At 75.4% G+C, this 15,131-nt stretch carries 11 protein-coding genes; 6 read left to right on the top strand and 5 right to left on the bottom strand.

The features are described 5' to 3' along the window. Positions 1-103: 103 nt before the first annotated feature. Complete coding sequence (locus ACIQOW_RS14815; protein WP_401084124.1) at positions 104-1,141, bottom strand: glycoside hydrolase family 3 N-terminal domain-containing protein; 1,038 nt, start codon at positions 1,139-1,141, stop codon at positions 104-106. Between the two features lie 508 nt (positions 1,142-1,649). Between ACIQOW_RS14815 and ACIQOW_RS14810 the strand changes: the two genes are divergently transcribed. Further along, complete coding sequence (locus tag ACIQOW_RS14810; protein ID WP_401084122.1) at positions 1,650-5,672, top strand: hypothetical protein; 4,023 nt, start codon at positions 1,650-1,652, stop codon at positions 5,670-5,672. Positions 5,673-5,750: 78 nt separating this feature from the next. Here the strand turns inward: ACIQOW_RS14810 and ACIQOW_RS14805 are convergent, their stop codons facing one another. After that, positions 5,751-7,253 carry a PLP-dependent aminotransferase family protein gene (locus ACIQOW_RS14805; protein ID WP_401084120.1) on the bottom strand — a complete coding sequence of 501 codons (1,503 nt, stop codon included), beginning with the start codon at positions 7,251-7,253 and terminating at the stop codon, positions 5,751-5,753. Positions 7,254-7,282: 29 nt separating this feature from the next. Between ACIQOW_RS14805 and ACIQOW_RS14800 the strand changes: the two genes are divergently transcribed. After that, positions 7,283-8,143, top strand: a complete 861-nt coding sequence (locus tag ACIQOW_RS14800; RefSeq protein WP_401084119.1) for a methyltransferase domain-containing protein — start codon at positions 7,283-7,285, stop codon at positions 8,141-8,143. A gap of 153 nt (positions 8,144-8,296) precedes the next feature. On the opposite strand, the gene ACIQOW_RS14795 is transcribed toward ACIQOW_RS14800, so the two are convergent. Further along, on the bottom strand, positions 8,297-8,794 hold the full coding sequence (locus tag ACIQOW_RS14795) for a MarR family winged helix-turn-helix transcriptional regulator (RefSeq protein ID WP_401084118.1): 498 nt from the start codon (positions 8,792-8,794) through the stop codon (positions 8,297-8,299). 110 nt (positions 8,795-8,904) lie between these two features. On the opposite strand from ACIQOW_RS14795, the gene ACIQOW_RS14790 reads away from it, so the two are divergent. The 3 genes from ACIQOW_RS14790 (at position 8,905) to ACIQOW_RS14780 (ending at position 12,231) form a co-directional block, all read left to right on the top strand. Beyond that, entirely contained in the window at positions 8,905-9,828 is a 924-nt protein-coding gene (locus ACIQOW_RS14790; RefSeq protein WP_401084116.1) for an EamA family transporter, read from the top strand. A gap of 45 nt (positions 9,829-9,873) precedes the next feature. Further along, entirely contained in the window at positions 9,874-10,515 is a 642-nt protein-coding gene (locus ACIQOW_RS14785; RefSeq protein ID WP_401084114.1) for an NAD(P)-dependent oxidoreductase, read from the top strand. Between the two features lie 111 nt (positions 10,516-10,626). Further along, positions 10,627-12,231 (top strand): alpha/beta hydrolase, encoded by a 1,605-nt coding sequence (locus ACIQOW_RS14780; protein WP_401084112.1) that lies wholly within the window; start codon positions 10,627-10,629, stop codon positions 12,229-12,231. A gap of 12 nt (positions 12,232-12,243) precedes the next feature. Here ACIQOW_RS14780 and ACIQOW_RS14775 read toward each other — a convergent pair whose 3' ends face one another. Both ACIQOW_RS14775 and ACIQOW_RS14770 read right to left on the bottom strand, forming a co-directional pair. Continuing rightward, entirely contained in the window at positions 12,244-12,576 is a 333-nt protein-coding gene (locus ACIQOW_RS14775) for a hypothetical protein (protein ID WP_401084110.1), read from the bottom strand. A 17-nt stretch (positions 12,577-12,593) separates the two neighbouring features. Continuing rightward, entirely contained in the window at positions 12,594-12,977 is a 384-nt protein-coding gene (locus ACIQOW_RS14770; protein ID WP_401084108.1) for a hypothetical protein, read from the bottom strand. A gap of 573 nt (positions 12,978-13,550) precedes the next feature. Between ACIQOW_RS14770 and ACIQOW_RS14765 the strand changes: the two genes are divergently transcribed. Then, entirely contained in the window at positions 13,551-14,987 is a 1,437-nt protein-coding gene (locus ACIQOW_RS14765; protein WP_401084106.1) for a lytic transglycosylase domain-containing protein, read from the top strand. The last annotated feature ends 144 nt before the right edge of the window (positions 14,988-15,131 follow it).

Below are 15,131 nucleotides of genomic sequence, written 5' to 3'. Positions count from 1 at the left end.
GGCCCGCCCCGGCGGCCACCGCGCCGTCGGCCCGCGCACCCGATCGGCGGGTGGCAGGACCTACCGGAACGGTGCCGCCGGGCGGGGCCTGCGGCGCATCTGCTCACCCGCCGCCGGCTCGGTCCAGCGAGGCGCGCAGCCCGTCGACCCTGGCCACGGCCTCGATGAAGGCGTGCCGGTCCAGGCGGCCGTCATCCAGCGCGGCGGCCAGGGCCTCGGTGGCCTCCTCGGCCTGCCCGGGGTCGCGGGCGGAGCAGAGCATCAGGTCCATCCCGGCCCCGGCGGCGGCCAGCGCGCGGTCTCCGGCGTCGCCGTACGGGGCGAGCGCCTTGGCTTCCATGGCGTCGGTGACGGTCACGCCGTCGAAGCCGAGCCGGCCGCGGAGCTCGCCCTGGATGATCGTGGACGAGAAGCCGGCCGGGTGGTCCGGATCCAGCGCCGGGTAGACCGCCCAGGAGGCCATCACCAGCCGCACGCCCGCCGCGATGGCGGTCCGGTACGGGGCCTCACCCCGGGAGCGGAGCTGTGACAGCGGGACGTTCAGGGTGACCTGGCCCTCGTCGGTGTTCGCGCCCCGGGGCGCGGCGCCGAGGCCGGGGAAGTGCTTGGCGGTCGCGGCCACCCCGAGGCCCTGCTGGGCGGTGAGGAAGGCGGTGCCCAGCTCCGCCACCGCGCCAGGGTCCTGGCCGTAGGAGCGCTCGTAGTGGTCGATGAAGTTGTCCGGCTTGTCGTAGACGTCGAGCACCGGAGCGAGGTTGAGGTTCAGCCCGGCATCGGCGAGCGTCCGGGCGGCACCGGCCCCGGACTCCGCCGCCGCGGCGACCGGGTCCGCGGCGGAACCCACGCTCCGAGCGGAGAGCTCGGGCGCGCCGGGCAGCCGGCGGACCTTGCCGCCCTCCTGATCGGTCATCAGCAGCAGGGTGCGCGGGTGCGGGGCCTCGGCCGCGGCCTGCTTCAAGTCGGCGACGGCCCTGGCGAGTTGTTCCGGGCTGGTGACGTTCTCGCCGAACAGGATCACGCCGGCGGCCCGGCCCTCCCTGAGCGTCCGGAGCACCCCGGCCGGCGGCGTCGGGCCGGAGTACGACAGCACGATCCGCCGTCCGGCGAGCACCCGGGAGTCCTCCTGCTCCTGGACGGCCATCGCCGCGCTCCTCTCACCGGCAGCATCCGGAGCGCCGGGGGCGCCAGGCTCTCCGGTACTCCCCGGCGGCCGGGTGGGCGAGCCGAGCGGGACCGGCCCGAGCGCGGCCCCCATGACGGCCAGCACCACCCCGAACTGGGCGACACTGCGAAACGGGACCATCACGCCTCCCGGGTCGGATGTTGACTTCAGCATGTCAATCTACCCAGGGAGGCGGACCACCACGCTCCAGCCGCGTCGGATTCATCCGACAATCCGATACTTCCGACGCGATCGCGCCGCCGGCCCCGCGCCCGACACCCGGGCCCACACCCCGAAAGACCGAGGTGAGGACACCCGGACACCTCGCGGCCGAAGCTCCCGACGCGGCGTCAGCACGGGGTGCGGGACGGGCCGGCCTACGCCTCGGTAACCGATGGCAGGATGCGCACACGTCCCGCTAGACTCCGCCAGCTCGCTCACATGTACGACCTTTCCGTGCACGACCTGCCCACAACGGGGGGATGAGATGAACGTGCTGCCGATCGGCAGACGAGTACGACGAAGGCGGGGTGGGGGCGGCCGCGCAGCCGCCTCCGGAGCCCTGCTGCTGGCCGTCCTGGCCTCGCTGGTGAGCCAGGCCGCGCCGGCCCGGGCCGTGGGGGCGGCGACGGCCGCGGCCGTCGCGCCGCAGGCGGGCGCACCGGCCGAACCGAACGCGAACCCGAACCCGGCCGCCGGGCCGAGCGCGGACGCGAGCCCTGCCGCGTCCGCCGCGTCCGCCGCACCCGGCCGGGAGGCCGACCGCAAGGCCGACCAGCAGACCCTCGCCCAGGAGCTGCGCCAGGCCGACCCGAGCGGCCCGTGCCCGACGGCGCTGCGGTCCGGCGCGGTGGCGAGCTGCGCCGCCGACCCGAGCGGGACCACCGTCTTCAGCCTCGACCTGCCACAGCAGAAGGACCTGCTGCTCCTGCAGATCGTCCCCACCCAGGGCTCGGTCACCCCGACCGTGATCGCGCCCGACGGCACTGCCGTGACCTGCGACGACCCGGTCGGCCCGAGCTGGGACGGCAACAGGACGCTGCGCTGCGCCACCACCCGGGCGGGCACCTACACGCTGAAGGTGGAGACCTACTCCGCCGCGCCGACCGGCCTCGCACTCTCCTACCTGCCGCTGCTGTCCACCACCGCGTGCCGGACGCTCGGCGCCGCCGACCTCGCCCTCGGCGCCCCGACCGACGTCCAGGGCTCGCTGGCCCTCGGCTCGGCCGGTGACTGCTACCGGGTGGACGGCCTCGCCGCCGGCGACGTGCTCCGCACCGGTTCCACCGGCCAGCGCGGCAGCGTCGTCGTCTACGACGGCACGGGCGCCGAGGTCTGCGGCAAGTCGACCTACCCCGACTGCCGGCTCACCGGCTCCGCGCCGTACCGCTTCACCGTCCAGCGCTACAACGGCGCGGCCCTGGCGTACGACGTCTTCGCGGCGCGGTTCTCCCACCCGGAGGGCTGCACGCTCGTCGAGCCCCAGGCGTTCGGCGTCTCCCCCGACCTGACCGCCACCACGCGTTGCCGGACGCTGCGCGTCCCGGAGTCGACGCGGTACGGCTTCGGCCCGCTCGTCACGAACGACGGCTCCGTCCCCGGCGCGCTGTTCGCCGCCGACGGCACCGCCCAGGGGGAACCCTGCTTCCAGGGCGCCTGCGACCTGACGACGGGTGACTACACCTGGGCCGTCGACGCCTACGCGCCGCCCTCGGTCGGCGCGTACGGCATGGCCTTCCACTCGGCCAGGGAGACCCGGGGCTGCGTCGCGGCCAACGACACCGGTCTGACGGCCGGTCCGGCCACGGGCACCTTCGGCGGCCTCGGCCAGCAGCTCTGCCTGGCCCTGCCGACGGCCTCGGGCAAGGGCGTGTACCTGCTCAACCGGCCGCCCGCCGACGGCGCGACGGTCGATGCCCAGGTCTTCGACGCCTCGGGGGCCAAGCAGTGCGAGATCACCCGCGGCGCGTCCGTCGCCTGCAAGCTCACCGGCACCGCCCCGTTCCGCGCGGTGCTGACCGGCACGCCGTCCAAGGCCTACGGGCTGGTGGTCCACCGGAGCGAGGCGACCGGTGGCTGCACCGCCTGGCCGCAGAGCGGGTTCGACGGCAGCTGGGGCGCCGAGGTCCCGGTGACCGAGGCCGCTCCGCAGGCCTGCCTGAGCCTGCCCGCGGACCGGCACTCCGTCACCGAGCTGACCGACTACACCAACACCACGAACAAGCTCAACGCCGACGTGACGGTGTTCGACGCGTCCGGCGCCCCGGTCTGCACGGCGGTCGCGGGCGGAAACTCGGCCAAGTCCTGCCGACTGGCCACCGGCGTGGCCTACACCGCGCTGCTGATCGGCTGGGGCGGGGCCGACACCTACCGGCTGGCCCGGCACGACATCTCGCCGAGCGCGAACTGCCTGACCCCGTCCTCGACCAGGGTCGGCGGCCCCGGCATCTCCTTCGACCTGACCTCCGCACTGGACGCCCGGTGCGTCCGGGTCACCGCCGCGAGCGGCGACAAGTACACCCTGGGCGTCCGGACCTCGGACGGCGCGTACGGCAAGAACGCGCTGCTCGGCGTGCTCGACGCCGAGGGCAAGCAGGTCTGCACCCAGTTCGGCGTCTCCTGCCGGCTCACCGGTGCGGGCTCGTACACCGCGGTCGTGCTCGCCTCCGGGTACGCGGGCGCGACGATCCACGCCGGTGTGGACGCCTGGAAGGTCGGGACGGCCGCGGGCTGGGCGCCCGAGTGCGCCGCGAACCCGGTCAGCGTCGAGGGCTTCCCGCAGCGCGGCGGGGTCTTCACCGACGACTCGACCGCCTACTGCGCCGTGGTCGACATGAAGGCCAACCAGTCCTTCAACGTGGTCGGCACCACCAGCGCCACCCGGCAGGACGACTTCCCGCTGCTGCGCCTGCTCCGGGGCTCCCGCTGGAACGACGAGTACGGCTACCAGTGCTCCTCCAACTACGGGGCCTTCGGCGGCCGGTGCTCGTCCGACTCGCAGCCCGAGCAGGCCGTGCTGATCCTCAGCCACGCCACCACGGGCACGCCGGTCGAGTACAGCATGCAGGGCGTCTGCGACTTCTCCTCCTGCCCGGGACCGCAGCCGCAGCCGGCCCTGGCCTCGGTCAGCCCGTCCACCGGCGCCGCCGGGACGTGGATCCAGGCCGTGATCAGGGGCAAGGGGCTCCACCTCGGCAACAAGGCCAAGCTGGTGGGCAACGGCGCCCCCACCAACCCGGTGACGACGACCCTGTCCGCCAGCGCCGACGGCACCTCACTCGACGTGCTGCTCGACACCAACGGCCTGGCACCCGGCAGTTACGACATCGCGCTCGACGGCGTCTACGGGGTCTCGCTCCCCGGCGCCTTCACCGTCACCGCCGCCACCCCCACGACCAGGAGCCGGTTCGTCCCGATCGACCCGGCCCGTTTCCTGGACACCAGGAACGGCACCGGCGCCCCCGCCCAGCGGGTCGGCGAGGGCGGCGTCGTCGCCCTCCAGGTGGCCGGCGTCAAGGGCGTCCCGGCGACCGGCGTCACCGCCGTCGTCATGAACGTCACCGCCGTCAACCCGACCCAGCCCGGCCACGTCACCGTCTACCCCGACGGCCAGGCCCGCCCGGACGTCTCCAACCTCAACTTCGAGGCCGGCCAGGTCGTCCCGAACCTGGTGACGGTCCCGGTGCTGAACGGGAAGGTCGACCTGCGCAACAACGCGGGCTCCGTCGACCTGATCGCCGACGTCACCGGCTACTACACCGACGGGGCCACCGGTTCCGCGCTCACTCCGATCACCCCGGCCCGTTTCCTGGACACCAGGAACGGCACCGGCGCCCCCGCCCAGCGGGTCGGCGAGGGCGGCGTCGTCGCCCTCCAGGTGGCCGGCGTCAAGGGCGTCCCGGCGACCGGCGTCACCGCCGTCGTCATGAACGTCACCGCCGTCAACCCGACCCAGCCCGGCCACGTCACCGTCTACCCCGACGGCCAGGCCCGCCCGGACGTCTCCAACCTCAACTTCGAGGCCGGCCAGATCGTCGCCAACCTGGTGACGGTCCCGGTGGTCAACGGGAAGGTCGACCTGCGCAACAACGCGGGCTCCGTCGACCTGATCGCCGACGTCACCGGCTACTACGGGGACTCCGGTTCGGTCTTCTCGCCGACCACCCCGGTCCGGCTGCTGGACACCCGCAGCGGTGCCGGCGCCCGTGCCGGGGCGGTGGGCGGCGGCGGCATCGTCAGCGTGCCGGTGACCGCGCTCCAGGGCGTGCCGTCCACCGGCGTGACCGCCGTGGTCCTGAACGTCACGGTCACCGGGCCGACGGCGGACAGCCACCTGATCGTCTACCCGCACGGCACCGCCCGCCCGGGCGTGTCGAACCTCAACTTCACCGCCGGACGGACCAGGGCCAACCTGGTCGTCGTCCCGGTGGTGGACGGCCGGGTGACGATCTTCAACAACTGGGGTGACGCCCACGTGATCGCCGACCTGAACGGCTACTTCGCGGCCTGACCCCCGCACCGCACCGATCGCCGCCGTGCCGCCCGTTCTCCGGGCGGCACGGCGGCGCCGTTGTGCCGGGCCCGTCCGTCACGAACCGGGCCTCCTGGGCGCCAGGCCGGCCAGCCGTCCCAGGACGGCGACGCCCTCCGCGATCTCGGCCGCCGAACCCGCCGCGTAGCCGAGGACAAGACCGGACGGGTACGGCAGCCGGGCGTGCCAGGACAGCGGCTGCACCTTGACCCCCGCGGCCAGTGCGGCGGCGGCCAACTCGGTGTCCGCGCACCCGAGTTCCTCCGGAAGGGTCAGCATCAGATGGAGGCCGGCCGCCGCGCCGTGCACGACGGCGCCCGGCAGGTGGGTGCGGATGGCGGCGATCATGGCGTCCCGACGGCGCCGGTGGCGGCGGCGCAGCAGCCGCAGGTGGCGGTCGAGTTCGTCGGATTCCATCAGCCGGGCGAGCACCAGCTGGGGCAGCACCGGATTGCCGAGGTCGGCGAAGCGCTTGGCGTCCAGGACGGCGTCCCGCAGCCGGGCCGGGACCAGCAGCCAGCCGGTGCGCAGCGCGGGGGCGAGCAGCTTGGAGATGCTGCCCGCGTAGCAGACCCGGTCCGGCAGGACGGCCCGCAGGGCCGGGACGGGCGGGCGGTCGTAGCGGTGCTCGGCGTCGTAGTCGTCCTCGATGACCAGGCCGCCCTCGCCCGCCCAGCGCAGCAGTTCGCGCCTCCGGTCGCCGCCGAGGACCACGCCGGTCGGGTACTGGTGGGCGGGCGTGAGCAGGACGGCCGGGGCGCCGGTGGCGCGCAGCGCGTCGACCCGGACGCCCTCGGCGTCGACCGGGACGGGCGGGGTCGCGGCGAGCCAGTGGGCGAGGTGCTGCCGGGCGCCGAGCGAGCCCGGGTCCTCGACCGCGACCTCGGTGACGCCCGTCCGGCCGAGGGCGCGGCCGAGCAGCGCGAGGGCCTGGGCGGTACCGGCGACGATCAGCACCTCGTCCGGGTCGGCGCGGATGCCCCGGTTGCGGGCCAGCCAGTGGGCGACCGCCGTCCGCAGGGCCGGGGTGCCGCGGACGTCGCCGTAGCCGAGGTCGGCCGCGGCGAGGCCGTCCAGCACGGCGCGCTCGGCGCGCAGCCAGGCGGCGCGGGGGAAGGCCGCGAGGTCGGGCACGCCGGGCGTCAGGTCGATCCTGGCGGGGGTGCCGCGCAGCAGGTCGAAGACCTCGGGGCCGGGGTCGTCCCGGAACAGCGCGGGCGCCGGGCGGGGCGGCCGCGCCACGGGTGCCTCCTCCGCCACGGCCGGGGCCGCGACCACGACCGTGCCGCCCCGGCCGCGCCCGGCCACCTGCCCCTCCTCCGCGAGGCGCCGGTAGGCGTCGGTCACCACCCCGCGGGAGACGCCGAGTTCGGCCGCCAGCTCCCGGCCGGCGGGCAGCCGGGTGCCGGCCGGGAGCCGCCCGTCGGCGACGGCCTCGCGCAGCCGGCGGGCGAGCCACGCGGTGAGGCCGCCCCGCGGGACGCCGCTGGTGTCGAGCTGGAGGAAGTCGGCGCCGGTCTCTTTGGACCGGTCGGATGCCTCGGCTTTGGACCTGTTCACCGGACCATAGTGGCGGCGAGGGTGGGGCCATGACCACGGATACGACTGTCTCGACAGAAGAAGCGCCGGTGCGCCGGAGCGGCCACCACGGCTACGTCCACGGCTACTCGGACACCGAGGCGCTGCGCCTCGGCGACCAGGCCGACACCCTCGCCGACCTGCTGCACGCGGGCACCGCCTACCCGGCCGGCAGCCTGGTACTGGAGGCGGGCTGCGGGGTGGGGGCGCAGACCGTGCACCTGCTGGCCGCCAGCCCGGGCGTGCGGCTGACGGCGGCGGACCTCTCGGCGGAGTCGCTGGCGCAGGCCCGCGCCCGGGTGTCGGCCCAGGCGCCGGCCGCCGACGTCACCTGGCACCACGGGGACCTGCACGAACTTCCCTTCCCGGAGGGCTCGTTCGACCACGTCTTCGTGTGCTTCGTGCTGGAGCACCTGCCCGACCCGGTGGCCGGGCTGGCGGCGCTGCGCCGGGTGCTGCGGCCGGGCGGGACGATCACGGTCATCGAGGGCGACCACGGCTCGGCGTTCTTCCACCCGGAGAGCCGGGCCGCCCGCCGGACCGTCGACCTGCTGGTCCGGCTCCAGGCCCGGGCGGGCGGTGACGGCCTGCTCGGACGCCGGCTCCACCCGCTGCTGACGGCGGCCGGGTTCGCCGAGGTGACGGTCCGTCCGCGCACCGTCTACGCCGACGGTTCCCGCCCGGCCCTGGTGGAGGGCTTCACCCTGCGGACCTTCGTCGCCATGGTCGAGGCCGTCCGGGCGGAGGCGCTGGCCGCCGGGCTGACCAGCCCAGAGGCGTTCGACCTGGGCCTCGCGGAGCTGCGCCGCGCGGCCGGGCCGGGCGGGACGTTCCACTACACCTTCTTCAAGGCGGTGGCGGTCAACCCGTAGGACGGGCCGTCCCTGGCACCGGCCGTCCCTGACACCGGCCGGAGCAGCGCCACAGGCCGGAGCAGCGCACCGGGCGGGGTCGCGGACGGGGGTCACGACCGCGCCCGGGGGCCGCTGCCGACCGCCGGGCCGCCGCCGACCCGACGGCCGGCGCTACTCCGGGCCGTCCTCGAGGTCGGCCAGCAGGCTGCGCATCACCTCGACGAGCGCGCCCTTCTGCGCCTCGTCGAGGCCCGCCAGCATCCGGTACTCGGTGGCGAGGTGGTCGGGCAGCGCGCGGTCGATCAGGGCGTGGCCCTCGGGGGTGAGGGCCACCTCGCGGCTGCGGCCGTCCTGGTCGCTGCGGGTGCGGGTGACCAGGCCGCGGGCCTCCAGCCGGTCCAGCCGCTGGGTGATGGCGCCCGAGGTCACCATCGCGGACTGCATCAGGCCGGTCGGGGTGAGCCGGTAGGGCGGGCCGCTGCGCTTGAGGGTGGCGAGGACGTCGAAGGACGCCGCGTCCAGTCCGTGGTCGGCGAAGGTGCGGTTGAGCGCCGCGTCCACCAGGCGGTAGAGGCGTTTGAGCCGGCCGAACACCTCCATCGGGGAGACGTCCAGGTCGGGGCGCTCGGCGCCCCACTGCGCAACGACGCGGTCCACGTGATCTGCCACGGGTTCAGGGTAGCGATCCCGGCCGAATTCCTTAGCGATGAGGTAACTGTGAGCCACGTCACCTGCCCCACGCGGCGAAGAATGCCTTAGCGCTGAGATACATTGCCTTAGTGCTAAGAAATCGCCTCGCCCTCATCCTGGTGACGGCCCTCGCCCCCGCGGTCTGGGGCACGACCTACCTCGTCACCACCGAGCTGCTGCCGCCCGGCCGCCCGCTGCTCGCCGCCGTCATCCGCTGCCTGCCCGCCGGGCTGCTGCTGATCGCCGTCACTCGCCGTCTGCCGCAGGGCAGTTGGTGGTGGCGCTCACTGGTCCTCGGCGCGCTCAACATCGGCGTGTTCCAGGCCCTGCTGTTCATCGCCGCCTACCGCCTGCCCGGCGGCATCGCGGCCACCGTCGGCGCGGTCCAGCCGCTGGTCACCGCCGGGCTCTCGGCCCTGGTCCTCGGCGACCGGCTCACCCTGCGCACCGTGCTGTCCGGCATCGCGGGCGTCACCGGCGTCAGCCTGCTGGTGCTGCGGGCCGGCGCCCGGCTGGACGCGATCGGGGTGGCCGCCGCACTCGGCGGCGCCGTGGTGATGGCCGCCGGCATCGTCCTCTCCAAGCGCTGGGTCTCCCCCGCGCCGATGCTCGCCACCACCGGCTGGCAACTCACCGCCGGCGGACTGCTGCTGGTGCCGGTCACCCTGCTCTCCGAGGGCGCGCCGCCCTCCCACTACACGCTCGCCAACGTGCTCGGCTACACCTACCTCTGCCTGATCGGCGCGGCCGTCACCTACGTGCTCTGGTTCCGCGGACTGCGCGAGCTGCCGCCGACCTCGGTCTCCTTCCTCTCCCTGCTCAGTCCGGTGGTCGCCACCCTGCTCGGCTGGCTGGCACTCGGCCAGGACCTCAGCCCGCTCCAGGCGCTCGGCGCACTGGTCGTGCTCGGCTCGCTGATCGCCGCCCAGATCCGACGGCCGAGCCACTCGGCGCGGCCGGCAGCCGACGCCGAACCAGCGGCCACCCCGCGGTCCGTCCGCGAACCCGCCTGATCCCGTCCCACCACCACCGTCGCCACCGTCTTCGAGGAGTACCCCATGCGCATCACCGTGTTCGGCGCCACCGGCAACGTCGGCAGCCGGGTCGTGGCCGAGGCCCTGTCCCGCGGCCACCAGGTCACCGCCGTCGTACGGGACCCGGCCAAGCCGCACGGCCTGCCGTCCGCCGCCGCCCTGGCCGTCGGCGACGCCCGCCACCCCGAGGACGTCGCCCGGATCGCGGCCGGACAGGACGCGGTGATCACCGCCACCCGTCCGGTGCCCGGCAGCGAGCACGAACTGGCCATCGCCACCAAGGGCCTGCTGACCGGGATCGCGGGCACCGGCATCCGGCTGCTGGCAGTCGGCGGCGCGGGCAGCCTGCTCGTTCCCGGCGGCGGCGGGATGGCCCTCGTCGACAGCCCCGGCTTCCCCGACGGGATCCGGGCGATCGCCCTGGCCTGCGGTGAGCAGCTCGACCTCTACCGCGCCGCGCCCGCGGACGTCGACTGGACGTACCTGAGCCCGGCCGCGCAACTGGAGCCCGGCGTGCGCACCGGCCGGTTCCGGACCGGCGGCGACGAGCTGCTGGTCGACGCCGGGGGCGACTCGGCGATCTCCATGGAGGATCTCGCCGTCGCACTCCTCGACGAGACCGAGCGGCCCGCCCACCGTCGGGCCCGCTTCACCGCCGCGTACTGAGCGGCCGGGGTGACTGGAGCCCCCGCCCCCGCGGGGGTGTATCCAGCACCACCCCGAAGACGGCAGTGGGGATGATCGATCGTCATGCCGGGCTCGGACAGGATCGTTCCCGTGACCACGACCGCAGTCCAGCACCCCGCCGCACAGCACCCCGCGGCCCCGCACGCCCCGGCTTCCGCGGCCGGGCGCGCGCCCCGCACCCGGCGCGCCGCGCTGGCCCTCGCCGCCGCGGTGCTGGCCGGCCTGGCGGCGCCCACCACCGCGGGCGCCGCCACCGGCTCCGACCCGGGCGACGCGGACCGGGCACCCGCCCGCTACACCCGCCAGACCCTGGACTGGCAGCCCTGCGCCCGGCAGCCCGCCCTGGACTGCGCCACCATGACCGCCCCGCGCGACTGGCACCACCCCGGCGTCGGGGCCGACCTGACCATCGCCGTCTCCCGGCACCGCGCCACCGACCAGGCCGGACGCAAGGGCACCCTGCTGATGGCGGCCGGCGGCCCCGGCGGCACCGGCCTGCTGCGCCCGGTCAACCTGGTCGCCCACGCCCCGGCGGTCGCCGCCGCGTACGACATCGTCGGCTTCGACCAGCGCGGGGTCGGCGAGAGCACCAGGGCGGTCTGCCAGACCCAGGAGGAGTTCCAGGAGTTCCTGGCCGGCGACTTCCGCGACCGGTCCCCGGCCGCGATCGACCGGGTCATCGCCAACTCCAGGAAGCTGGCGGCCAGTTGCCAGGAGCGAAGCGGCGACCTGATCCCCTACCTGACCACCGAGCAGACCGCCCACGACATCGACCTCTTCCGCGGCCTGCTCGGCGAGCGCAAGCTCAGCTACTACGGCCCGTCCTACGCCTCGATGATCGGCGCCTACTACGGGACGCTCTTCCCGCACCGGGTCGAGCGGATGGTGCTGGACAGCAACATCGGCTTCGACGGCACCTGGGAGACGTTCGAGCTGGGCCAGCCGGCGAGCTTCCAGCGCCGCTTCGACGAGGACTTCGTGCCCTGGCTCGCGGCCCGGGACGCCACCTACCACTGGGGCTCGACGCCGGAGCAGGTCCAGGCGCACTGGGAGCGGCGGCGCGCGGCCCTGCACGACTCCCCCATCGTCGAGGGCGCGGTGACGATCGGCCCGAACCAGCTGGACAACATCGCCGTCTCGGCGCTCTACCAGGCCTCCGACTTCCCCGCCCTGGCCGGGGTCCTGGCCACCCTGGACACCTGGCAGAGCGCCGACCCGGCGACCAGGGCCGCGACGGCGCAGCTCTTCACCCGCTACCTCGGCCCGGAGTTCCTCGCCGAGTTCTTCGCGGTGACCTGCAACGACACCCCGTGGACCAGGGACCTGGACACCTGGATCGAGCGCGGCGCCGAGAGCACCGCCCGCGGGCCGCTGGCCGGTGCCCGGACGCTCGCCTTCGGCGCGGTCTGCGCGTCCTGGCCGGTCGCCCCGGCGCCCGAGGTCAAAGTGACCGGCGCCCACCTGCCGGCCACGCTGATGCTCAACTCGGTGCACGACCCGGCGACCTACTACGAGGCCGCGCTCGGCGCCCACCGTGCGCTGCGCGGTTCCAGGCTGGTCACCGTCACCGGCAACGGCGACCACGGCCAGTACCCCGGGCCCAACTCCTGTGTGACCGGGGTGGTCGAGCGCTACCTGCTGGAGGACACCGCGCCCAAGCGCGATCTCGTCTGCCCGTCGCCGCAGTCCGGTTGACCGGCGCGGCGGTCAACTCCCGCTCCGCGCCCGCATTCTGGACCGGAGCCAGGCGAAGCCGACCGCCAGTCCGGCGAATCCGCCGACGGCGAGCTTGATCCCGGCCTTGGCGACGATCCAGCCGATCCCCGGGGCCGACCACCCGAGCCATTCGAACACCGCCAGCAGCACCGCGGCGCCGCACACCGCCGCGAGCACGGTGACCGCCACGGCGGCGGCCCGCGGAAGTTCCCGCGGGCCGTCGGCCCCGTCCCCCGTCGCCGGCTCCGTCACCGTCCCTGCCACCGCGCCGTCCGGTCCGTCGTCCGGGTCCTTCGCCATCTCGTTCGTACCCCCCTCAGCCATGGGGCGATGATACGACCTCAGCGAAGGGCGCGGTGGGTGTCGCCGGCGTGCTCGCCGGTCTCGCCGTCGGGAAAGCTCACGGCCATGGTGACGCGGTACTCGTGGACGTCCTCCCGGTGTCCCGGCACCCGCGCCCAGGCCAGCGAGTGCACCTCGGCGTCGGGGGCCTGCCGGCACCAGGCGGCGGCCTCCTCCAGGGCGCTGGCGGCCGAACGGCCGGTGCACACCACGGCGGTGTACGCGGCGACCGCGACGTCCCCACCGGAGCGACAGGTGCGCGACACCGCCCGGACGGCGGCGGCGGCCTGGGTCAGGTCACGGGCCAGGTCGTCCACCACCCGAGGGGGCGCCGGCAGGACGACCGCCCCCTCGGCGAGGGTCTCCGGCAGGTTCGGGCTCACGGTCTGGACCTCCATCCGCATCATCACGCGGCACAGCATGCCGGGCGGCGATTCCTGGCATGCCCATTTTCACCAGAACGTCACCCGTCCAGGGCCGACTCGGGGCCGCCCCCTGGCGTCCCTGGGCCCGTCCTGGTAGAGAACGCCGCGCCGGGCGTCCGACGTTCCGCCAGGTCAGACGGGCGGCCGGCGGGCGGCGCCGGGGGGCCCGAAACGCCGCGCACGCACCACCCCCGCGCTCCGAACCGCCGGTCCGGCGCCGGGGAGCGCCCACCCCCTGCTGTTGGTCTCCCGGCCAACTGTCCGTACGGGAATGGACGTTGCGCCCGGACAGCGGGGAGCGAGGAGCGGGCGGCCGATGCCCGGGGGTGGCCCCGCACCCCGCCGCACCCCCACTGAAGTGCCGAGTTAACCCCTCGGAGGGCTCCGGTCCGCCTTCCGGTCACCCTGTCCCTGTCAGATCGTCGTGATACTAATCGTCACGGTGGTGGGGCCCGCCCGGTATGGACGGGCACGATGACGACAGATCAACCGTTCCGGAAGGGTCCGGACGGCGACGGGGAGGGGTAGCGGATGACGGCGCGGATCAACGAGGCCAAGGGCGGACGGAAGCTCCGGATCGGCAAGCGGGTCACCGGCACGGCGGCGGCCTTCGCCGCACTGGCCGCACTGACCGGCTCTCAGGTGACGGGCATCGGGCTCGCCCCGGTCGCGGTCGCCGACGTCGGTCCGGTGAACGGCACCGCCGGCCAGGGTGTCGGCCGGGCCCTGCCCGGCACCGACCCAGCGCCTGGCACCCCCGGCACCTTCGGCACCGGCGTTCCCGCCGACGGCGGTGGCACCGTCCAGCTCCCGCAGCCTCCCGGCGCGCTGCCCGGCCTGCCCTCGGCCGGCCCGTTCGCGGCCACCGGCGCCTCCCTGCCCGCCACCGTGTTCGCCGCCTACCGCCAGGCCGAGGCCGCGCTGGCACAGCGCTCGCCGGGCTGCCACCTGCCCTGGCAGCTGCTGGCCGCGATCGGCCAGGTCGAGTCCGGCCAGGCCAACGGCGGCCAGGTGGACGCCGCGGGCACCACCCTGACGCCGATCCTCGGCCCGGCGCTGGACGGCAACGGCTTCGCCGCGATACCCGACACCGACGGCGGCCGCTACGACGGCGACGCCCGCTGGGACCGTGCCGTCGGGCCGATGCAGTTCATCCCCTCCACCTGGGCCTCCTGGGGCGTGGACGCCAACGGCGACGGCAAGGCCGACCCGAACAACGTCTTCGACGCCACCGAGACCGCCGGCCGCTACCTGTGCGCCGGCGGCCGCGACCTCACCGACCCGGCACAGCTCGACCGGGCGGTGCTCAGCTACAACAACTCGGGCGAGTACCTGCGGACGGTGCGCAACTGGATGGCGCACTTCGGCAGCGGCTCGGTGACCACCGTCCCGAACCGTCCCGGCTCGGTGCTCCCGCCCACCTCGCTGCCCACGCCGTACCTCCCGGCCCTCCCCGTCGGCGGTCCCGGCACCGGCGGTACGGGCTCGGGCGACAGCACGCCCGCCACGGAGCCGCAGCCGACCGTCCCGGCCACGCCGACCCCGGACACGTCGCCGAGCGCCCAGCCGACGACCACCCCGACCACTCCGGCCACCACCCCGAGCGGCACCGCCACGCCCACGCCCGACGGTTCGACCTCGCCGTCCGCGACGCCGACGACCACCCCGAGCGGCAGCACCTCCCCGACGGCGACCCCGACCGGCACGCCCACGAGCACGCCCACCGGCACGCCGACGGGCACCCCGACCGGTACGCCCACGGCCTGCCCGGACCCGACGGCGACCGCCACGCCCACCGGCACGCCCACCCCGACGGGCTCCCCGTCCCCGACGGCGACGCCGACCGGGACGCCCACCGCGGCCCCCGGCTGCCCCACCCCCGCCCCGACCGCGACGACCACGCCGAGCGGCGCGCCCAGCACCACCCCCAGCGCCGCGTTCTCGCCGTCGGCGGCTCCGACGAAGTGACCCACCCGACGAAGTGACCCGGGGGGGGGGGGGCGGGCCCGGGGGGGGGCCCCCCCCCCCCCCCCCCCCCCCCCCCCCCGCGGCGCCCCCCCCCCCCCCCCCGGCCCCCCCCGCCCCCCCCCCCCCCCCCCGCGGCCCCCCCGC

The sequence above is a fragment of the Kitasatospora sp. NPDC091335 genome, assembly GCF_044757205.1.
GTDB lineage: Bacteria > Actinomycetota > Actinomycetes > Streptomycetales > Streptomycetaceae > Kitasatospora.
This window is presented reverse-complemented; position numbering and strand designations above follow the sequence as displayed.

Bases quoted from the DNA above. Each gene is read 5' to 3' on its own strand.
- ACIQOW_RS14785 (WP_401084114.1), top strand. From the start codon at position 9,874: ATGCGCATCACCGTGTTCGGCGCCACCGGCAACGTCGGCAGCCGGGTC.
- ACIQOW_RS14765 (WP_401084106.1), top strand. From the start codon at position 13,551: ATGACGGCGCGGATCAACGAGGCCAAGGGCGGACGGAAGCTCCGGATC.
- ACIQOW_RS14800 (WP_401084119.1), top strand. From the start codon at position 7,283: ATGACCACGGATACGACTGTCTCGACAGAAGAAGCGCCGGTGCGCCGG.
- ACIQOW_RS14815 (WP_401084124.1), bottom strand. From the start codon at position 1,141: ATGGCCGTCCAGGAGCAGGAGGACTCCCGGGTGCTCGCCGGACGGCGG.
- ACIQOW_RS14810 (WP_401084122.1), top strand. From the start codon at position 1,650: ATGAACGTGCTGCCGATCGGCAGACGAGTACGACGAAGGCGGGGTGGG.
- ACIQOW_RS14775 (WP_401084110.1), bottom strand. From the start codon at position 12,576: ATGGCTGAGGGGGGTACGAACGAGATGGCGAAGGACCCGGACGACGGA.